Origin of the sequence: Sinomonas albida (assembly GCF_004919045.1) — a bacterium.
Classification (GTDB): domain Bacteria; phylum Actinomycetota; class Actinomycetes; order Actinomycetales; family Micrococcaceae; genus Sinomonas; species Sinomonas albida.
In genome coordinates, this window is record NZ_SWDW01000016.1 from 11,571 (window position 1) to 31,276 (window position 19,706).

The 19,706-nt window shown below is 70.8% G+C and carries 20 protein-coding genes; 3 read left to right on the top strand and 17 right to left on the bottom strand.

Annotated features, from left to right (window positions below; all coding sequences use genetic code 11):
- Positions 1 to 40 precede the first annotated feature (40 nt).
- Positions 41 to 1,018, top strand: coding sequence for a LacI family DNA-binding transcriptional regulator (locus E6A26_RS14925; protein ID WP_136611998.1), 978 nt, complete (start codon positions 41 to 43; stop codon positions 1,016 to 1,018).
- 44 nt (positions 1,019 to 1,062) lie between these two features.
- Complete coding sequence (locus E6A26_RS14930) at positions 1,063 to 2,415, top strand: MFS transporter (RefSeq protein ID WP_136611999.1); 1,353 nt, start codon at positions 1,063 to 1,065, stop codon at positions 2,413 to 2,415.
- A gap of 169 nt (positions 2,416 to 2,584) precedes the next feature.
- Here the strand turns inward: E6A26_RS14930 and E6A26_RS14935 are convergent, their stop codons facing one another.
- The 3 genes from E6A26_RS14935 to E6A26_RS14945 form a co-directional block, all read right to left on the bottom strand.
- On the bottom strand, positions 2,585 to 2,977 hold the full coding sequence (locus tag E6A26_RS14935) for a DUF779 domain-containing protein (RefSeq protein WP_136612000.1): 393 nt from the start codon (positions 2,975 to 2,977) through the stop codon (positions 2,585 to 2,587).
- An 85-nt stretch (positions 2,978 to 3,062) separates the two neighbouring features.
- Positions 3,063 to 4,586 (bottom strand): aldehyde dehydrogenase, encoded by a 1,524-nt coding sequence (adh, locus tag E6A26_RS14940; protein WP_136612001.1) that lies wholly within the window; start codon positions 4,584 to 4,586, stop codon positions 3,063 to 3,065.
- Positions 4,587 to 4,879: 293 nt separating this feature from the next.
- A complete protein-coding gene (locus tag E6A26_RS14945; protein WP_136612002.1) occupies positions 4,880 to 5,590 on the bottom strand; it encodes a TetR/AcrR family transcriptional regulator in 711 nt (236 codons plus the stop codon).
- Between the two features lie 109 nt (positions 5,591 to 5,699).
- On the opposite strand from E6A26_RS14945, the gene E6A26_RS14950 reads away from it, so the two are divergent.
- The gene (locus E6A26_RS14950; RefSeq protein ID WP_136612003.1) at positions 5,700 to 6,398 is read left to right on the top strand and encodes a DUF4386 domain-containing protein; all 699 of its coding nucleotides are present in this window, start codon (positions 5,700 to 5,702) and stop codon (positions 6,396 to 6,398) included.
- A gap of 206 nt (positions 6,399 to 6,604) precedes the next feature.
- Here E6A26_RS14950 and E6A26_RS14955 read toward each other — a convergent pair whose 3' ends face one another.
- From E6A26_RS14955 to E6A26_RS15020, 14 genes are all read right to left on the bottom strand, one after another.
- Positions 6,605 to 7,978, bottom strand: a complete 1,374-nt coding sequence (locus E6A26_RS14955; RefSeq protein WP_136612004.1) for an NAD(P)(+) transhydrogenase (Re/Si-specific) subunit beta — start codon at positions 7,976 to 7,978, stop codon at positions 6,605 to 6,607.
- Positions 7,975 to 8,307: an NAD(P) transhydrogenase subunit alpha gene (locus E6A26_RS14960; RefSeq protein ID WP_136612005.1), complete on the bottom strand. Its 333-nt coding sequence runs from the start codon at positions 8,305 to 8,307 to the stop codon at positions 7,975 to 7,977. Before E6A26_RS14960 ends, E6A26_RS14955 begins: the two co-directional genes overlap by 4 nt.
- Entirely contained in the window at positions 8,307 to 9,545 is a 1,239-nt protein-coding gene (locus E6A26_RS14965; protein ID WP_136612006.1) for a Re/Si-specific NAD(P)(+) transhydrogenase subunit alpha, read from the bottom strand. Before E6A26_RS14965 ends, E6A26_RS14960 begins: the two co-directional genes overlap by 1 nt.
- A 100-nt stretch (positions 9,546 to 9,645) precedes the next feature.
- Positions 9,646 to 10,479: a sigma-70 family RNA polymerase sigma factor gene (locus tag E6A26_RS14970; protein WP_136612007.1), complete on the bottom strand. Its 834-nt coding sequence runs from the start codon at positions 10,477 to 10,479 to the stop codon at positions 9,646 to 9,648.
- 323 nt (positions 10,480 to 10,802) lie between these two features.
- Positions 10,803 to 11,039 (bottom strand): carbon storage regulator, encoded by a 237-nt coding sequence (locus E6A26_RS14975; protein WP_136612008.1) that lies wholly within the window; start codon positions 11,037 to 11,039, stop codon positions 10,803 to 10,805.
- 36 nt (positions 11,040 to 11,075) lie between these two features.
- Positions 11,076 to 12,329 carry a hypothetical protein gene (locus E6A26_RS14980; protein WP_136612009.1) on the bottom strand — a complete coding sequence of 418 codons (1,254 nt, stop codon included), beginning with the start codon at positions 12,327 to 12,329 and terminating at the stop codon, positions 11,076 to 11,078.
- Complete coding sequence (locus E6A26_RS14985; RefSeq protein WP_136612010.1) at positions 12,307 to 14,373, bottom strand: flagellar biosynthesis protein FlhA; 2,067 nt, start codon at positions 14,371 to 14,373, stop codon at positions 12,307 to 12,309. Before E6A26_RS14985 ends, E6A26_RS14980 begins: the two co-directional genes overlap by 23 nt.
- Positions 14,370 to 15,581 (bottom strand): EscU/YscU/HrcU family type III secretion system export apparatus switch protein, encoded by a 1,212-nt coding sequence (locus tag E6A26_RS14990; protein ID WP_136612011.1) that lies wholly within the window; start codon positions 15,579 to 15,581, stop codon positions 14,370 to 14,372. Before E6A26_RS14990 ends, E6A26_RS14985 begins: the two co-directional genes overlap by 4 nt.
- Positions 15,574 to 16,341: a flagellar biosynthetic protein FliR gene (locus tag E6A26_RS14995; protein ID WP_136612012.1), complete on the bottom strand. Its 768-nt coding sequence runs from the start codon at positions 16,339 to 16,341 to the stop codon at positions 15,574 to 15,576. The genes E6A26_RS14990 and E6A26_RS14995 overlap by 8 nt, the downstream gene beginning before the upstream one ends.
- A gap of 19 nt (positions 16,342 to 16,360) precedes the next feature.
- Positions 16,361 to 16,636 carry a flagellar biosynthesis protein FliQ gene (fliQ, locus tag E6A26_RS15000; protein ID WP_136612013.1) on the bottom strand — a complete coding sequence of 92 codons (276 nt, stop codon included), beginning with the start codon at positions 16,634 to 16,636 and terminating at the stop codon, positions 16,361 to 16,363.
- Between the two features lie 2 nt (positions 16,637 to 16,638).
- Positions 16,639 to 17,475, bottom strand: a complete 837-nt coding sequence (gene fliP / locus E6A26_RS15005; RefSeq protein ID WP_136612014.1) for a flagellar type III secretion system pore protein FliP — start codon at positions 17,473 to 17,475, stop codon at positions 16,639 to 16,641.
- Positions 17,475 to 18,047 carry a flagellar biosynthetic protein FliO gene (fliO, locus tag E6A26_RS15010; RefSeq protein WP_136612015.1) on the bottom strand — a complete coding sequence of 191 codons (573 nt, stop codon included), beginning with the start codon at positions 18,045 to 18,047 and terminating at the stop codon, positions 17,475 to 17,477. The genes fliP and fliO overlap by 1 nt, the downstream gene beginning before the upstream one ends.
- Positions 18,048 to 18,740: a flagellar motor switch protein FliN gene (gene fliN, locus E6A26_RS15015; protein WP_168928756.1), complete on the bottom strand. Its 693-nt coding sequence runs from the start codon at positions 18,738 to 18,740 to the stop codon at positions 18,048 to 18,050.
- Between the two features lie 12 nt (positions 18,741 to 18,752).
- Entirely contained in the window at positions 18,753 to 19,655 is a 903-nt protein-coding gene (locus E6A26_RS15020; protein ID WP_234865550.1) for a flagellar motor switch protein FliM, read from the bottom strand.
- Positions 19,656 to 19,706 lie beyond the last annotated feature (51 nt).

Sequence of the window (19,706 nt, forward strand, 5' to 3'; positions counted from 1 at the left end):
ATGGCGACCACAGCTCGCGCGACTGAACAAGGAGGTTCCGATGACGACCATTGCCGAAATCGCTCAGGCAGCCGGCGTCTCGAAGTCCACCGTGTCCAGATCGTTCACCCGCCCCGACTCGGTCAACGCCGAGACGCGGGAGCGCATCCTGTCCGTCGCCACGCAATTGGGCTACAACCCGGCTCCGCCGAAGGCCGAGGCCACGGGAACCGTCGCGCTCTTCATCCCTGACATCGCGAACCCGTTCTACCCGCCGCTCGTGAAGGCGATCCAGGCCGCGTGCCGGCGCCAGTCGCTCTCGCTGCTCGTGGTCGACGGCGAGGACGATCCCGAGGCGGACGCCGAAGAGCTCGAGCGGATCATCGGCCGCGTCGACGGCGCACTCGTCTTCGCGCCCCGCATGGACGCGGAGCGGCTCCGCGCCCTTGACGCCGTCTCCCCCGTGGTCCTCATCAACCACGTCGCGGACGGGCTTCCCGCCGTCGTCCTCTCTGCTCCGGAGGGCGCGCGGCAGGCCGTCGAACACCTCGCCGCGCTCGGCCACCGCAGCATCGCGTACCTCGCGAGCTGGGAGGACAACTACTCGAGCCGCGTGCGCCTGGCTGCCGCAGAGGAAGCCGCGGACCACCACGGCTGCACTCTCGTCGTGCTCACGCACGTGGAGCCGACCTACGCCGCGGGCGTCCGCGCCGCGGACCTCGTCCTCGCCGAGCCGGTCACCGCCGTCATTGCCCACAACGACCTCATGGCGTTCGGCTGCATCAACCGCCTCGCGGACCGCGGGGTGAAGCCCGGTCAAGATGTCAGCGTGATCGGGTTCGACGACATCTGGCTCGCGTCGACCACGCGGCCAGCGCTCACCACGGTGAGCACCCCCTACGAACGCGGGGGCGCCGTCGCCCTCCGCCTCCTCACCGAGCGGATCGCAGATCCGGCCCGCCCGGCGAACACAGTCCACCTCTCAGGTGACCTCATCGTCCGGGACAGCACGGCGCCGGCCCCGGCGCTCGTGAACTGACCCTCCCATCTGTCACACCCCGTTCGCACGAAAGGCGAGAGCTCATGGCCGAGTTCAGCGGCATTGTCGATCCCGACGTCAAAACGCCCGAGGAGCAGGCGCGGCGCCTGCGTCGCGCCAAGAAGGCCGCCCTCGCGGCCTTCCTTGGCGGCGCGCTCGAGTACTACGACTTCTTCGTCTACGCGACAGCGGCGTCGCTCGTGTTCTCGAAGATCTTCTTCCCCTCGGGCAACCCGACGATCGCCCTCATCTCCTCGTTCGCGACGTTCGGGGTGGCCTATGTCGCCCGGCCGTTCGGCGCCGTCTTCTTCGGCCACCTCGGTGACCGCATCGGACGCAAGAACACGCTCGTGCTCACCCTCGTCCTCATGGGCGGCGCGACGTTCCTCATCGGCGCGCTCCCCGACTTCCACGCGGCTGGCTACCTCGCTCCGGTCCTGCTCGTGGTGCTGCGCCTCATGCAGGGCCTGTCAGCCGGGGCGGAGACGGCCGGCGCGTCCGCGCTCACCATGGAGGAATCGCCCGTGGGCCGCCGCGCGTTCTTCCCGTCCTTCTCGATGAGCGGCATCTCGACCGGCATCGTGCTCGCCTCGCTCGTGTTCCTCCCGGTGGCCGCGATGGGCGAGGCCGACCGCCTCGCGTGGGGCTGGCGCATCCCGTTCTGGAGCTCGATCGTGGTGCTCGTCGTCGCGTACCTCGTGCGCCGCTCGCTCGAAGAGCCCGAGATCTTCGAGGAGAAGGCCGAGCAGCACGACCTCGTGAAGCTGCCGGTCGCGGACATGTTCAAGACCCACACGCCGCAGTTCCTCCAGGTGGCGCTCATGTCCTTCCAAACGGTGACGAACACCTTCATGCAGTCGTTCGGCCTCGCGTACGCCGTGTCGGTGGGCATCCCGGCGTCGACGATGCTGTGGGTGAGCGTCGTGGGCAACGTCGTCGCGATCGCGACTCAGCCGCTCGCCGCCATGCTCGCGGACCGCTTCGGCCGCAAGCCGCTCTTCATCAGCGGCATCATCGGCTCGGCCGCGCTGATCTTCATCTACTTCTCATCCATCTCGACGAAGAACGTTCCGCTCGTCTTCCTCACGAGCACGCTCATCACGGCCGGCACGTACGCGATGTCGAATGCGATCTACCCGGCGTGGTTCGCTGAGCTGTTCAACGTCCGCGTCCGTTACTCGGGCATGGCGATCGGCCTCCAGATCGGCATCCTGTGTGCAGGCTTCACGCCGCTGCTCGGCACCGCGCTCGTGGGCAGCGTGCCGTCGAACTGGGGGCCGGCGGCCTGGATCGTGGCGGGGTCCTCGGTCCTCGCGCTCATCGGCGCCATCTGGGCACGCGAGACGTTCCGCACGCCGATCCATGAGCTCGGCAACAGGGTGCGCGGCTCGAAGTAGGGATCGAGGAGGCAACCAGACCCCGCAACGCGAGGGACGGGACCCCACAAACCTCCGCCAGAGACCCCGCAAACCGAGGGACGGGACCCCGCAACGCTTGCCAGTGTTGCGGGGTCCCGTCCGGTTCGTTGCGGGGTCCCGTCCGGTTCGTTGCGGGGTCCCTGGCCCCCTACGGGATGTCCAGGATCTCGCTCCGGATCAGGAAGCGCTTCCCCTCCGGCGCCTCGAGCGAGAAGCCGCTGCCGCGGCCCGTCACCACGTCGACCGTCAGGTGCGTGTGCGACCAATACGCGAACTGCTCCTTCGACATCCAGAACCCCAGTTCGCCGCGCCCAGGGAGGTCGAAGACGCCAAGCTGCTCGTCGGCGTCGCCCGTGAGGAACTCCCCCGCCGGGTAGCACATGGGCGCGGAGCCGTCGCAGCAGCCGCCGGACTGGTGGAACATGAGCGGCCCGTGACGCTCCCAGAGCGCGTCGAGGAGCGCGAGCGCGGGCTCGGTCAGCGCGACCCGGGAGAAGTCCTCCCCCGGGCGCACGGGCCGCGCGTCGAGAACATCAGACATCGGATCCTCCTTCGCAAGTGGAGCCCAAGGCGAGGCCGACGACGGCGGCGCGCACCCGCCGTCGTCCGCCTTCGGGTGGCCGAGTCTAGAAGAAGCCCAGCTTGTTCTCGCTGTAGCTGACCAGGAGGTTCTTGGTCTGCTGATAGTGCTCGAGCATCATGAGGTGAGTCTCGCGGCCGATGCCGGAGGACTTGTAGCCACCGAACGCCGCGTGCGCGGGGTACGCGTGGTAGTTGTTCACCCACACGCGCCCGGCCTGGATCTCGCGCCCCGCGCGGTAGGCGACGTTGCCGTTGCGGCTCCAGACTCCGGCGCCGAGGCCGTAAAGGGTGTCGTTGGCGATCTCGAGCGCCTCCTCGTAGTCGGCGAACTTCGCCACCGAGACGACCGGCCCGAAGATCTCCTCCTGGAAGATGCGCATGGTGTTGCTGCCTTCGAAGATGGTCGGCTCGACGTAGTAGCCGCCCGCGAGGTCGCCGGGGAGCTCGGCGCGCTTGCCGCCCGTGAGGACCTTCGCGCCCTCGGCCTTGCCGATCTCGATGTAGGAGAGGATCTTCTCGAGCTGGTCGTTCGAGGCCTGGGCGCCGATCATCGTCTCGGTGTCGAGCGGGTTGCCCTGCTTGATCTTCCTGGTCCGCTCGACGACGTCCCCGAGGAACTTCGCGTAGATGCCCTCTTGGACGAGGGCGCGCGACGGGCACGTGCAGACCTCGCCCTGGTTGAGCGCGAAGAGCGTGAAGCCCTCCTGGGCCTTGTCGTAGAAGGCGTCGTCGGCGTCGGCGATGTCGTTGAAGAACAGGTTCGGGCTCTTGCCGCCGAGCTCGAGCGTGACCGGAATGAGGTTCTGCGAGGCGTACTGCATGATGAGCCGGCCCGTGGTGGTCTCGCCCGTGAACGCGATCTTGCGGATGCGCGGGCTCGACGCGAGCGGCTTGCCCGCCTCGACGCCGAAGCCGTTGACGATGTTGAGCACGCCGGCGGGGAGCAGGTCCTGGATCAGCTCGGCGAGGACGAGGATGCTCGCCGGGGTCTGCTCGGCTGGCTTAAGGACGACGGCGTTGCCCGCCGCGAGCGCGGGGGCCAGCTTCCACGTGGCCATGAGGAGCGGGAAGTTCCACGGGATGATCTGGCCGACTACGCCGAGCGGCTCGTGGAAGTGATACGCCGTCGTCGTCTCGTCGATTTGAGAAAGCGAGCCCTCCTGGGCGCGGATCGCGCCGGCGTAGTAGCGGAAATGGTCGACGGCGAGCGGCAGGTCCGCGGCGAGGGTCTCGCGGATCGGCTTGCCGTTGTCCCAGGTCTCGGCGACGGCGAGCATTTCGAGGTTCTCCTCGATGCGGTCCGCAATGCGGTGCAGGATGAGCGCGCGCTCGGCCACGCTCGTGCGGCCCCAGCCGGGGGCGGACTTGTGCGCGGCGTCGAGGGCGAGCTCGATGTCCGCGGCCTGCGAGCGGGCGACCTCGCAGAACACCTTTCCGGTGACCGGAGTGACGTTCTCGAAGTACTCGCCGGCGACCGGGGCCACCCACTCGCCGCCGATGAAGTTCTCGTAGCGGTCCTTGAAGGTGACCTTGCTGCCCTCGGTGCCCGGCTGCGCGTAGACGGTCATGGCGACTCCTTTGTCTCTGGTTCCGGTGGTCTCTGGGACCCGTGGTCTCTGGGACCCGTCGGGGCCGGTGGTGCCGGCGTTGCCTTGAGCGTAGGAGCGAGTGAGTTGCGGGCGGGTTGCAACGATGTGGTTCCCGGTCGCGCTGGCATCGGCCCCCGAGCAACGTGCCCCTTCCCGACCCTCTTTTGGCGAGCACCGCCTCGGCGAGCCGTGGAATCACGCGGAAGTTCCGCCGTCGTCCGTCTCCGGCGAGCTCAAAACAGGGTCGGGACGGCGCGCCTAGAGCACGGAGCCTAAAGGACGGAGGCGGCCTCGCGGTCGTGATCGGCCGAGCGCCAGTCGTTGCGGTGAAGGCGCTCGACGCCGTCGAGCATGAGGTCGATCCCGAATTCGAACTCGAACTGGTCGTCGCACCCGGAGCCGACCACGCTGGTGGGATCGTGCGGGCGGGCCGTCGCGACGGCCACGATCCCGGGGAACGTGGCCATCATGTACTGCACCTGCTCCGGGCTGAGGTCCGATGGCGCGGTCGGCGCGGTCTCGTGGAGCTCTTGGGTGAAGCCGAAGATGCGACTGCCGAGCGCATGCATGACGTGATGCACGAGATCCGCGGAGAGCCCGCCCGCGAGAAACGTGCGGATCATCGAGTCCGTGTAGGCGAGGATCACGTGGGTCGGCGCCGCCTGGGCCTCCATGATGCGCCGGGCCCACGGATGCCGGAGCATGACGGCGCGCGCAGAGAGCGTCCGACGGCGCACGGCCGCCTTCCAGTCCAGCCCCTCCTGGGGCGGTTCGACCTCGCTCACAACGGCGTCGACCATGCCGTCGAGGAGCTCGTCCTTGTTGGCCACGTGCTTGTAGAGCGCCATCGGCACGACGCCGAGGGCCTGGGCCAGCTTGCGCATGCTGATCGCCTCGAGGCCCGATTCGTCCGCGAGCGCGACGGCGGCGCGAAGCACGCGCGCGCGGTTCAGGGGGTCCCGGCGCTCGCCATCCTTGGCCATGTTCGCCCTCCAGCCCGACTAGTTCTTGACAAGTGTACTGCGTACACCTAGCTTCGGATGTCAGAGGTGTACGCCGTACACCTGTCAGTCAGAAGGAACGGGATTCGCCATGGCCCCCACGCGACGCAGCGCGATCGTGATCGGCGCGCTCTACCTCATCACCCACGTCACGTCGGTCGCGGGCCTTGCTCTCTACGGCCCCGTGCTCACGAGCACCACGTACGCCGACTACCTCGCTAGCCCTGGCGCGGCGGGCCGGGCGCTGTTCGGCGGCTTCCTCGAGGTGGTCCTCAGCCTCGCGATTGTCGGCACGAGCGTCGCGTGGTACCCGATCATCAAGCGGATCAACGAGGGAATGGCCCTGGGCTACGCCGGGCTGCGCACACTCGAAGCGGCGATCATCGCGGTCGGCGTCACGCCGCTCGTGGCGGCGGTGAGCCTCGTGCAGGCGCACGGCACGGCAGGCAACGAAACGCTTGTCCAGACCCTCGCGTCCCTCCACAACTGGACGTTCCTGATCGGCCCGAGCTTCGTGTGCGGGGTCAACACCGTGGTGCTTGCGGCCGTCTTGCTTCGATCCGGCCTGGTGCAGCGCTTCATTCCCGTCCTCGGGCTCGTGGGTGGACCGCTCGTCTTCGCTTCTGGCGTGGCCCAGATGTTCGGCGCCATGCCGCAGGCCTCACCGGTGGCCGCCCTCGCCGCGATCCCGGTGTTCGCCTGGGAGCTCAGCCTGGCCCTGTTCCTCGTGATCCGTGGATTCCGGCCCGCCGGACAGCGCGCGGCGTCGGCCCAGGCCGCCGTCGCCTGAGCGCGAGTATCTGTACCCGAAACGCCTCAGCGCGCGAGTATCTGTACCCGAAACGCCTCAGAGCGCGAGTATCTGTACCCGAAACGCCTCAGCGCGCGAGTATCTGTACCCGAAACGCCTCAGCGCGCGAGTTTCTGTACCCGAAACGCCTTAGCGCGCGAGTATCTGTACCCGAGACGCCTGGAGGGCGGCTGGGGTCCGAGGGGTTACAGCCCCTTGACCGCCGTCAGCACCTTGGCGAGCGAGTCCTTCGCGTCGCCGAACAGGAGCGTGGTCTGCGGCTCGTACAGGAGTTCGTTCTCGATCCCCGCGAACCCGGGCCGCATGGACCGCTTGAGGAACACCACCTGCCGCGCATCGCCGGCCTCGAGGATGGGCATTCCGTAGATCGGCGAGCCGGGCGTGGTTTTCGCGGCGGGATTCACGACGTCGTTGGCCCCCACCACGAGCGCCACGTCGGCCTGCTTGAAGTCCCCGTTGACCTCGCTCATCTCCTTGAGCGATTCGTACGGGACGTTTGCCTCGGCGAGCAGCACGTTCATGTGCCCGGGCATGCGGCCGGCCACGGGATGGATCGCGAACTCGACAGCCACGCCGCGGGCCTCGAGGGCCTGCGCGAGCTCGGCCGCCGTGTGCTGGCCCTGCGCGACGGCGAGCCCGTACCCCGGCACGATGATGACCCGCTGAGCGTAGCCGAGCAGCACGGCGACGTCCTCCGCGCTCGACGAGCGCACGGGCCGCTCGCTCACCGTGGTGGACCCCGCCGTCGAGCCTCCCCGGAACGCACCGAACATGATGCCGGCCACGCTGCGGCCCATCGCGGCGGCCATGAGCCGGGTCAGGATCGTGCCGGAGGCGCCGACCAGCGTGCCCGCGACCACGAGCAGCACGTTCCCGAGCACGAGGCCAGACGCCGCGACCGCGAGGCCCGTGAACGCGTTGAGCAGCGAGATCACGATCGGCACGTCCGCCCCGCCCACCGGGAGGACGAGCAGCACGCCGGCCACGAGCCCGACCCCGAGAAGGACGACGGCGATCCCCGCCGAGCCGCTCATGACGACGGCGGCGCCCGCGCCCACCGCCGCGACGAGCACGACGCCCATGACGACGGGCAGCCCCGGGAACACGACGGGGCGGGTGGTCATGAGCTCCTGGAGCTTCGCGAACGTGATCGCGGACCCCGCGAAGGAGACGGCGCCGACCAGCAGGGTGAACGCGATCGCGAGCCGCAGCCAGCCGTCACTGGCGTTCGGGAGCTCGAGGAGGGCGACGAGCGCCGCCGCGCCGCCGCCCACGCCGTTGAACATCGCGACGAGCTGGGGCATCTGCGTCATCTTGACCCGCCGGGCCACCGGGGCCGCGATGGCGGCGCCGACGACAATCGCCCCGAGGATCCACGGGATATTCTCGAGCCGGCTCGACGCGAACACGGTCACGAGGGCCACGAGCGCACCGAGGGCCCCGACGAGGTTCCCGCGCCGGGCGTGCTTGGGCGAGCTGAGGCCCTTGAGCGCGAGGATGAAGCAGACGGCCGCGACAAGGTAGAGGAGCGCGGTCCACGTGGGGTCGAGGATCGTCACTTCGCGCCGCCCTTCTCCGGGGCCGCGGCGTCCTTGCCGCCTTTCCCCGAGACGTTCCGGCCGCGGAACATCTCGAGCATGCGGTCCGTCACCACGAACCCGCCGATGAGGTTGGCGGTAGCGAGGACGACGGCGAGGAGCCCCACTGCGAGGACCCATCCGTCGGTCGCTTGGCCGGCCACCGTGATCGCCCCCACGAGGATGATCCCGTGGATGGCGTTCGCCCCGGACATGAGCGGCGTGTGCAGGATGCTCGCGACCTTGGAGACCACCTCGAAGCCCACGAACACGGCCAGCACCGTGATGGTCAGCAGCTCGATTCCGCCCATCAGCCCGCACCTCCCTCGATCTCGTCGTCGGCCCGCGACGCTGATCCGCCCGGGCCGCCCAGCCCCTCGGGGCCTGCCGTCGCCGCGGTGAGCGCCGCGAGAGCCTGCGCCGTCGGCTCGTGCCGCACTTCGCCGTCGTACGTCAGGCACGCCCCGGCGACGACCTCGTCGGTGAAGTCCGGCGCCACTTCGCCGTCGGAGACCATGAGCGCGATGAAGTTCGCGACGTTCTTCGCGTACAGGCGGGACGCGTCCGAGGCCATGGCGGACGCCGCGTCTTTGAGGCCAACGACCGTGACCTCGCCCCCGCCGCCCGCCGCCGGAACGGCGACGTCCTGGCCCGCGACCGAGCCCTCGACGTTCCCGCCCTGCTCCGCGGCCATGTCCACGACCACCGAGCCCGGCCGCATCGCCGCGACCATGTCCCGCGTGACGAGCAGCGGCGCGCGGCGGCCGGGCACAGCGGCCGTCGTGATGAGGACGTCCGCCTCGGCGACGTGCGGGGCGAGGAGCTCGCGCTGGAGGGCGCCGCGGTCGGCGGTGAGCTCGCGCGCGTAGCCGCCGGAGGCCGCCGTTGCCTCCGGCGAATCCACGTCGAGCCGGATGAAGGTGCCGCCCATCGAGGCGACCTCGTCCGCGGAGGCAGGGCGGATGTCGTTGGCGGAGACGCGCGCGCCGAGCCGCTTCGCCGTCCCGATGGCCTGCAGGCCCGCCACGCCCGCGCCGAGCACGAGCACTCGCGCCGGCGGGACCGTGCCGGCCGCCGTCATGTACAGCGGGAAGAAGCGCGGGAAGCGGATCGCGGCCTCGAGCACGCAGCGGTAGCCCGCCACGAGGGCCTGGGACGTGAGGGCGTCCATCGACTGGGCGCGCGAGATGCGCGGCACGAGCTCGAGTGCGAATGCCCCGACGTGCGCGTCTGCGAGCGCGCGGACGGTGGGCAGCTCGGTCGACGGCGACGCGAGCCCCACGGTGACGGCGCCGGGCTTGAGGCGCGCCGCCTCGGCGGGGTCGAGCGGGCGGACGTGCGCGAGGACGTCGAGGGCGGCGTAGTCGAGGGCCTGGACGATGTGGGCTCCGGCCGCCTCGTACTCCGCGTCGGAGTGTCCTGCCCCGGCCCCCGCGCCGGCCTCGACCCGCACGCCCAGGCCGAGCCCTACGAGCTGCCGCACCGATTCCGGCGTCGCCGCGACGCGCCTCTCTCCCGCGAGCCGCTCCCGCGCGATGCCGACGTCCACCGGGCCTCCCCCTCAACATTGAGTCCTACGGGTGAAGTGTATTGCGGGTCACACCGGTTCGGGCGAGGTTGGTCTGGCGGCGCGGCGGAGCTTTCGCAGGTCAGGATGCGGCTGTGGCGGCCATTGGGCTGTTGTGGGGGCCTGCGAGCGCCGGGCCGCGCTTGATGCCGCGCACGGCGTCGGCGAAGGTCTCGAGGTAGGCGGTGCGGCGGGCCGACTGCTTGACCTCGACGGGGCCCGAGGCTGCGGTCTGGGCGGCGTCGGCATAGTGCAGCGTGAGCCCCTCGCGCAGGAGCCGGATGGCCTCGCTGCGCTGCTGGGAGATGGCAGACGACGTGAGTCCGAGCTCCTCCGCGACCTCCTTGACGGAGCGGCCCTCGAGGTAGATCGCGGTCACGATCTGCCGCAGGCGCTCGGGCAGGGAGCCGACCGCCGCCTGAACGTACCGCGTCTGCTCGACGGCGAGCGTGGCCTCCTCCGGCGCGATGGACTCGGCGACGAGCGAGTCCGTGACCGTCTCGTCGAGGGGCCCGACCGTCCTCGCACCGTCCGCCAGCGCGGCGGCGACCTCCTGCCGCCCGAGGCCGAGGGCGGTGGCGAGCTCGTCGTGGCTTGGCGCGCGGCCCAGGCCGTTCGCGAGGGTCTCGGACATGGCCTGGACGGCCTTGATGCGCTTGCGCGTGCCGCGGCCGGCCCAGTCGAGGGAGCGGAGTTCGTCCATGAGCGCGCCCGTGATCCGGCGGCGTGCAAAGGCTCCGAACGGCACGCCGGCGGACGGATCGAAGGACTCGGCGGCGAGCACGAGGCCGAGCGATCCGGCCGAGGCCATGTCCTCGCGAGAGAGGTGCGTGGCGCGAGCGCACAGGTCGGAGACGAGGTAACCGACGAGTGGAAGGTTGTCCACCACGAGACGGTTGCGTTCTTCGATTTCCACATGCACCTCTGCTGTGACCTGCTTACCGGGAGTCCGGAGAGAAACCGCAGGTCACGCAGGACCCACCTCACTCGTTGGACATGTCTATTTCTACGGTGAAGCAGGGTTGTACATGTCCATTTGCGCGGCGTGTCGTGCGCATTGACAGGTTGAGTAATTGCCGGCGGGGATCGGGGCGCCGAGGGGGGCGGCGTCTAACGGCCGGGCAGGTCACTGCGGGCCGCCCCCCAGTCCACGGAACCTGCGCGGGAGGTTCACCGTCTTCAAGGCCGACGACGGCGGGACTCACCGGTGATTCGGAGCAACCCGCCGTGGATTGAAGCCTAAAGCTGGTGAGCTTGGCCCGGGAGGCCCTTCAGGATGTCCCCGGCCGCGGCCTGGGCCGCCTCCAGGTTGGCCCCGGCGACGGCCTCGAAGATCTCTTCCCGCTTGATTGCGAGGTGGCGCGGCGCGTCGATGCCGATCCGGATCCCCTCGCTGCCGCGGCTCTCGAGGAACGTGATGACGATCTCGTCGCCGATCATGATCTTCTCGCCCGGCTTGCGCGTGAGTACGAGCATGGCTTCCTTCCCTGGCACGGCAGGCGCGGCGCCTGCTCAGAGCACCGTCCGTGGTGCTGGTGATCCGTCGACCCAGCCTACGGGGATTCCGAGGCTGTTGATGCTGCTGGCGGAGCGGGTTTCGCGCGCGCCGACCACCGCGAGGGCGTCGACGGGCAGCTGGGCGCAGGCGGCGGCCACCCAGTCGGCCGTTTCATCCGCCTTGTGACGGGCGTCGACCACGAGCCACACCTGGTCGGCGCCGAGCTCCCGAGCGAGGCCGACGAGTGGCAGACCGTCCACCGCCGAGCCGAGCGAGCATGACACCACCGCGGCGGTCTCGGTCTCGACGCCCCGAGCGCGCGCGGCCTCGGCGTCCCGGCGGTTGCCCAGCGGCGCGCCGCCCAGCCGCCGTCGTCCGAGGCGAAGGCCGTCGAGACGCTCGTCCCCCGGACGCAGACCATCAGGCCCCGAATCCCCCGCACGAGCGGCCCCGAGCGCCGTGCCAGCGTGAGCCCGCCGCAAGGACTCGGCGCCTGCGGAGGGCGAGGTCGAGGAGTCGGCCGCGGCGCCGTCGGTGCTTGCGCTCCACAGCTCCCAGCGGGAGCCGTCGCGCGCCATGTCCCGCGCCACGTCGAACGCCGTGTCGCCGAGCCCCGCGACGAGGACTAGGTCGCCCGGCGCGGACAGCACGTCCGGGACCCGCGTCTCGACGACCACCTCGCTCCGCAGCCGCTCGAGCAGCTCGTCGAAGCCCATGGCCTGAGTCGAGACGGCCGCCTGTCCCGGGCGGGTCGAGCCCGCGGCGGTCGAATCGGCGACAGCCGGCCCCACGGCGGGAGAGCTCGCAGCGGCCGGCGCTGCGGCAGCCCAACGCGCGCCCGAACCCGCGACGGGGTCGGCGTCTGGGTCGGCATCACCCCACGCCGCCCCGGCCGGCCCCGCGTCAGCCAGCCCCCCGAGCGAACCTCCGGGTGCCGGCCACGACGTCGCGCCGTAGGGCGACGCCAACGGGGACGCGTCGGCAAGGAACTCGTCCTCGGCCCGATCGGCGTCGTCGAGCAGCGCCGCGATCCCGGCTCGCCCGGTGAGCACGTGCGGCCCCGCAGGCTCGACGGCGACCACGGCTGGGTCGCCGTCGTCCGGGATGTGCACGGTGACCTCGACGTGCCGCCGCCCCAGGAATCCGCCCAGGCCGCCGTCGAGCACGCGCTCGGCGCGCACGATGCGCGCCGCCGGACCATAGAGTTCGGACGCCTGGCGGCTCGCGTCCTCGAGCGTCGTGCCCCTAAGCAGGAACTGCTGCGCCAAGGCGCACCACCCCGATCGTCTCGATGTTCACGTTCGTCGACGTGACTTCCGCATAGGAGAGCACGGGCACGCCGCCCGGCGGAAGCGGAACCAGTTTACGGACTGCGGGCCGCAGCACCGGCGCGCACACGAGCACGGCGCTCTTCCCCGCGGACTCGGCGGCGGCGACGGCGGAGCTCAGCGAGGTCATGATCGCGTCGAGCTTCGCCTGGTCCATCACGAGCTGCGTGCCGCTCTCCGCCGGCCGCAGCTCCTGCACGAGCGACTGCTCAAGTCCCGGCTCGATCGTGATGACGCTCAGCCGGTCGCCGTCCATGAACCGCCCCACGAGCGCGGGCCCGAGCGCGAGCCGCGCCGCCTCGACGAGGCCCTCCGGCTCGGTCGAGGCCTTCGCCCGGAGCGTGAGCGACTCGTAGATTCGGGTGAGGTCGTTGATCGGGACCTGCTCCGCGAGCAGCCCCTGGAGCACGCGATGGATCTCCGCGAGCGAGAGCAGCCCGGGCGTGAGCTCCTCGACGGCAGCCGGGCTCCCGGCCTTGACCCCCTCGGTGAGCACGCGGACGTCCTCGCGCGAGAGGAGGCGGGACGCGTTCGCACTGACGATCGAGGAGAGGTGCGTGACGAGCACGCTCACGCGGTCGATCACGGTGGCACCCGTCATCTCGGCGCTGTGCCGCATCTCCGCGGGCACCCACTTCCCCGCGAGACCGAAGACGGGTTCGACGACGGCGGCGCCCGGCAAGGCGTCGAGGAAGTCCCCGAGTGCGAGGAGCTTCCCCGAGGGCGCCGTGCCGCGCCCGGCCTCGACCCCGGCGATCCGGATGGCGTACGTGGCCGGCGGGAGCTCGACCGAGTCCCGCGTGCGGACCGGCGGGATGACGACGCCGAGGTCCATCGCGATCTTGTGCCGCAGCGACTTCACACGCGCGAGCAGATCGTCCGCGGAGCCGCCCACGAGGTCCACGAGATCGGGCGCGAGCAGGATCTCGAGGGGGTGGACGCGCATCTCCTCCATGAGCCGCTGGTTCGGGTCCTGCTCGCCCGCCGCACCCGCGCCGTCGCCCGCCGTGCCGGGCGCGCCGGGCGCGCCGGCGGCAGCACCGCCGTCGGCCATTGGCTTGATCCGGCGCGAGGCGAAGATGAGAGCACCGCCGACGCCGAGGAACGGCAGTGGCGGCATCCCGGGGATGAGCGCCATGACACCCGCCGCGATCCCCGCGATGAGCAACGCGTTGCGCGACTGGGAGAGCTGGGTCGACGCGGCCTGGCCGAGGTCCGCCTCCGCGTTCGAGCGTGTCACAATCATGCCGGTCGAGACGGCCATGAGGAGGGCGGGGATCTGGGAGACGAGGCCGTCGCCCATGGTGAGGAGGCTGTACGTGTTGAGGGCGTCGGTGATCGACAGCCCACGCTGGGCCATCCCCACCCCGAGGCCGCCCACGATGTTGACGATGATGATCACGATGCCCGCGATCGCGTCGCCCTTGACGAACTTCGACGCGCCGTCCATCGCGCCGTAGAAGTCGGCCTCCGCGGAGACCTCGGCGCGCCGCTGCCGCGCGACGACGTCCGTGATCAGGCCCGCGTTGAGGTCGGCGTCAATGGCCATCTGCTTGCCGGGCATCGCGTCGAGCGTGAAGCGCGCGCCGACCTCGGCCACGCGCTCGGCGCCCTTCGTCACGACGACGAACTGGATCACCACGAGGATGACGAACACCACGGCGCCGATGATGAGCGAGCCGCCCACCGTGACCTTGCCGAACGCGTCGATGACCTGCCCCGCGTAGCCCTGCCCGAGGACGAGCCGCGTCGAGGCGACGTTCAGGCCCAGCCGGAAGAGCGTCGCGACGAGGAGCAGCGACGGGAAGACGGAGAAGTCGAGCGGCCGCTTGACGAACATGCTCGTCAGGAGGATCACGAGCGCGAGCAGGATGTTGCACACGATCAGCATGTCGAGGAGCGGCGCGGGCACCGGCACGACGAGCAGGAGCACGATGCCCACGATGCCGATCGGGACGGCCAGGCGGGCGAGGTTTCGGTTCACGGGGTGCGCCCTCCTTGCGGGCTGGGTGAGCGGGTGGGGCCGGTGGGGCCGGCCGGGCGAGTGGAGTCGGCGGAGCCGGTGGAGCCGGCGGGGCGGGTGGAGCTCGCGTGCAGCGCGGGGCCGGACCGAACCGGCCGCGGGGGCACGGTGTGCACCCCGGCGGCGGCGCCGCGTGCCTTGAGCGCCATGACGAACGCGAGCACGCCCGCCACGGCCGTGTAGAAGTCGACCGGGATCTCGTCCCCGATCTCGCACGCGGCGTGCAGCGCGCGGGCCAGCGGGACGTCGCGCACCATGGGCACGCGCTCCCGCTCGGCCTCCTCGCGCAGCCGCGCGGCGATGGTCCCGGCACCCTTCGCGACGATGCGCGGCGCGGACTTCCCGGGCTCGTACTTGAGCGCCACGGCCACGTGCGTTGGGTTCACGAGGACGACGTCGGCCCCCGCCACCGCGGCAATCATGCGGTTGCGGGACATCGCGAGCTGGCGCGAGCGGCGCTGGGAGCGGAGGAGGGGATCGCCCTCGCTCGTCTTCGTCTCCTCTTTGACCTCGCGCTTGGTCATGCGGGTCTTGGTCCGGTTCCGGCGGACCACGACGAAGACGTCCGCGAGCGCGAGCAGGAGCCCCGCGGCGACGGCGAACCGGATGAGGGAGGCCGCGCCGTCGCCCGCCGCGGCGAGCACGCCGGAGAGCGGGAGACCGCCCGCGGACAGGAGGACCGGGACGAGCCCTTGGACGACGCTCCACAGCACGAGGCCGACGACGGCGGTCTTCGCGAGCGCCTTCACCCCGCCCCACAGCGCCTGGACGCCGAACATGCGCTTGATGCCGGCGATCGGGTTGAAATGCTCGAACGAGGGGGCGAAGCGCTTGAAGTGCACGCCGCCCTGGACCGCCGAGCCCGCGAGCACCGCCCCGAACACGACGGCCGCGAGCGGACCGAGCGTCCCCGCGAGCGAGCCGAGCCCGTCGGACAGCGCCTGGACGGCCTTTCCGGGATCGGGGTTGGAGACGATCGACGTCACGGCGAAGAGCTGCGCGCTCCCCGCCGCCGCGGCACGCGAGACCGTGAACGGCAGCATGAGCGCGGCCGCGCCGACCGCGAGCCACGCGGTGAGGTCTTGCGAGCGCGAGAGCTGGCCCTTGGACCGGACCTCGCGCAGGCGCTTGTCGGTGGCCTGCTCGGTCCGCTCCCCCGTCTCAGCCATTCACCCCACCCCCCAGGAGCGAGGTCGCGGCCTGCTGCGCGAGCGAGGACACGACGCGCGGGAGGGCCAGGAACATGACGCTTGCGAGGGTCACGGTGAGGAGCACCTTGAGCGGGAAGCCCATCTGGAACGCGTTGAGCGCGGGCGCGACGCGGGTCAGGAGGCCGAGCCCGAGGTCCGCGAGGAACAGCACGACCATGAGTGGCCCGGCGATCTGGACCGCGGAGACGAACATCCCGGTGACGGCGGAGGTCATGGCCTCGACGGGCCGCGAGAGGTCGAGGCCCCCGGCCAGCGGGAGCGCCTTGAACGTGCCCGTCAGGCCCGCGATGACGAGCTGGTACCCGTCGGAGGAAAAGAGGAGGGCGAGCGCCGCCATCTGCAGGAGCCGCGTGAACTGGGCGCCGTTGACCATGCTCTGCGGGTCGTATCCCTGAGCCATCTGGAAGCCGCTCGACAGGTCGATGAGCGAGCCAGCCGACTGGATGGCCGCGAACACGAGGTACACGAGGAAGCCGAGCGCGAGCCCCGTCACGGCCTCGAGCACGAGCCCGGTCAGGAACCCCGCAGTGTCCCGCGGCGTGTAGCCCCGGCCCGCGATCGACGCGACGGCGAGGCCGAGCCCCACGCCGAGCATGGCCTTGATGCGCGCGGGGAACGCGTTGTCGGCGAACGGGGGCGCGACGAACAGGAACGCGGTCATGCGCACGGCCGCGAGGATCACGGCCTCGACGTACGCCTGGTCGATGGGGATGTTCATGACCGGGGTGTCCACGCGCTCACGAACCGTTCAGGAGGCCGGGGATGCGGGCGAACAGGTCGTTCGTGAAGCTCACCATCTCGGAGATCATCCAGTGCCCGCACACCACGAGCGCGATCGCGACGGCAACTGCCTTCGGCACGAAGGAGAGGGTGGCCTCCTGGAGCTGCGTGATGGACTGGACGAGCGAGATCGCGAGACCCACCACGAGGCTCGTGATGAGCACGGGCGCGGAGAGCTTTGCCGCGGCGATGAGGGCCTGGAGGCAGATGTCGAGGACGGCGGACGTGTTCACGCTCAGCCGCCCCGATAGCTCTGGATGAGCGCCGTGATGATGAGGTCCCAGCCGTCCACGAGGATGAACAGCAGGATCTTGAACGGGAGCGAGATCATGACCGGCGGGAGCATCATCATGCCCATCGACATGAGCGCGGCGGAGACCACGAGGTCGATGATGAGGAACGGGATGAAGACGACGAACCCGATGATGAAGGCCGCGCGGAGCTCCGAGATCATGAACGCCGGGATGAGGGTCTGGAGCGGTGTGTCGGCGGGCGTCGCGGGGTTGGGGAGCCCCGCGGCCCGCGTCATGAGCGCGATGTCCTCCTGCCGCGTGTGCGCGGCCATGAACTTCGAGAGCGGCCCGGCGGCGGCGTTGAAGGCGCCCGCAAAGTCGAGGTGACCGCTCAGATACGGCTGGACGGCACCCGTGTTGATGTCGCTCACCACGGGCCACATGATGAACAGCGAGAGGAAGAGTGCGAGGCCAGCGAGGACCTGGTTCGGCGGCACGGACTGGAGCGAGAGCGCGTTCCGCGTCATCGCGAGGACCACGAAGATCTTGGTGAACGAGCTCATCATGAGCAGCAACGCGGGCGCGACGGAGAGCAGCGTGATCCCGATGAGCGTCACGACCGCCGAGGACGGGCCGTTGTCCGGTGCGTTGATCTGCAGGCTGAGGGTGCCGGACGACGGCGCGGGCGTCGGAGTCGCGGGCGCGCTCGGCTGGACCGGGCCTACCGGGGCGGCGTGCACCGCGGCCGACGTGACGAGCAGCACCGCATAGACCGTCACCAGCGCGAGGAGGACGACGACGGCGATCCGGCCTGCCGTGAGCGCGAGACCCCCGCGCATCACGGCCGGCGACCGGCCCGGAGCGCGCCCGCGGCTTGCCGCCACGTGTCGAGGTCGAGGATCGAGCCCGCGAGGGGCTGCGACTCGGGACCGGTGGCGAGCTGCCGCTGCAGCTCCCGGTCGAACGCGGAGGGGTCGACGGCGTGGCGCGCCGCGCGGCGCGAGATCGGCACCGCTTCGGGCACCATCTCGGGGTCCGGAGCCGCCTCGAGGCCGGGAGCCGCCTCGGGGGCCGGAGCAGCCTCGGGGACGGGAGCAGCCGCACGGACGGAAGCAGCCTCGCGGTCGGCGCCGCCAACCGGCTCAGACACGAGGGCTTCCACGGCCGGGGCCTCGCCACTGTGCAGGACGCTGATTCCGTGCTCGGTCACGCCGAGCAGGAAGCGCCGGCCATCCGTGTCCACGAGGACCACCGTGGCCTTGGGTCCCACGGTCTGGCGCGACACGACGGAAAGCGCCTTGGCCTTCGGCGAGGCCGTCCCGCGGCGCAGTCGCCGGGCCAGCACCCACATGAGCCCGAGCACGGCGGCAAGGGAGACGAGGACCCGCAGGCCCAGGATGAGCTGGTCCATTCAGCGGGGCGCCTCGGCGACGTCGAGGATCCGGGTGATCCTGACGCCGTAGTCCTGGTCCACCACGACGACCTCGCCGAGCGCGATCTTGCGCCCGTTGAGCAGCACGTCCACGGGCGCCCCGGCCGAGCGGTCGAGCTCGATGACCTTCCCGGGCTCCATCGCGAGCGCGTCGCGGACGCTCATGCGCGTCCGGCCGATCTCGACCGTCAGGGCCATCTCGACGTCGTGGATCCGGCCGAGCCTTCCCGCAAACGCGGCGGTGTCGCCGGCGTCCATCGCGCCCGCGAGGCCCTCGCTGATCCGGACCGCGAACCAGCCGAACGGCGCGGCGCCGTCGGAAATCTCGAAGATCGCGGCGTCCGGATCCGCGAAGACCGCCGCGGGATCGCCCTCGGCCAGCTCGGAGAGGACCCCTCCCTGGAGCGCCTCGGCGGCGCTCTCGAAGGCTGGCCGCAGCACGTCGGTGGGACGCGCCGTCGTCCGTCCGCCGGCTTCGGGGACGAAGCCGGCGTCGGCCATTGCGAGCGCGAAGTCCGCCGTGAGCGCTCCTACGAAGGAGGCCGAGACGACGGTCGCGCCGGCCACCGGCAGCGCGCCCGCGTCGAGGGTGCCCGTCACGGCGAGCCCCGCAACGGGGAGCGACACGGCGAGCCGCTCGGCGGCGGAGACGTGGAGGGCCAGGTTGCTCACGGGAGGTTCTCCTCAGTCAAGGCTTCTTCCTTCGACAGCGACGATGCGGGCCGCGACGCGCGAGCCCTTGCGGACGACCATCGCCTGCGCGAGGTCCTTGCCGCCGACGGCGACGTGAAACGGCTCGTGCTCGGGATGCGGGAGCGGGATCGTGTCCCCCACGGCGAGGTTGAGGATCTGGGCCGGCGTGACGGCCGCGGGCGCAAGCCGCACTGCGACGTCGACCGGGACGTGCGCGAGCTGGTCTCGGACCAGCCCCGCCGCGTTGGCATGGCTCGCCATCGGGTTCACGGCACCGAGCTGCGGGAGGAGCGCATCGGCCGGGATCGCGAGGGTCACCCCGGTGGCCGAATCGCCCACGCGAACCGAGAACGCGACCGCGATCATGAGGTCCGTCGTGGCGGCCGCCTGCGCGAACTGCGAGTTGTACTGGATCGACTCGACGTGCGCCGTGCCCGTCAGGAGGCCGCCCAGGGAGTACGAGAGGACGTCGAGCGCCTCGTCGACAAGCGTCTTGATGAGCGCGTACTCAAGCGGGGTGAACTTGCGCTCGAGGCCGGACTTGTCGCCGTGCCCGCCGAGCATGCGGGCCACCCAGCCGAGGGCCGCCGCTGTGGGGAACTGTACGACCATCTTCCCCGAATTGCTCTGCCCGTCCATGACGCACAGGACCATCGAGGTGGTGGACGGCAGGGAGGCCACGTAGTCGTCGTAGGACTGCATGACGAGCGATTCGGCCGCGACCGTGGACTTGACCCTGACCTTGGCCGTGAGCTGGGTCCCCCACTGGCGCGCGAAGGTCTCGAAGCCGACCTCGAGGATGCGGCTGTGCTCGCGCGCGAGCGTCGTGGGACGCCGGAAGTCGTACGCCTCGACGGTCTTCGGGGCGGGCACTCCGAGGTCCTGCACAGTCACGCCCCGCACTATCGGCAGGGGCCGCAGGTGCGTAAGGCCGCCGCGGGCACG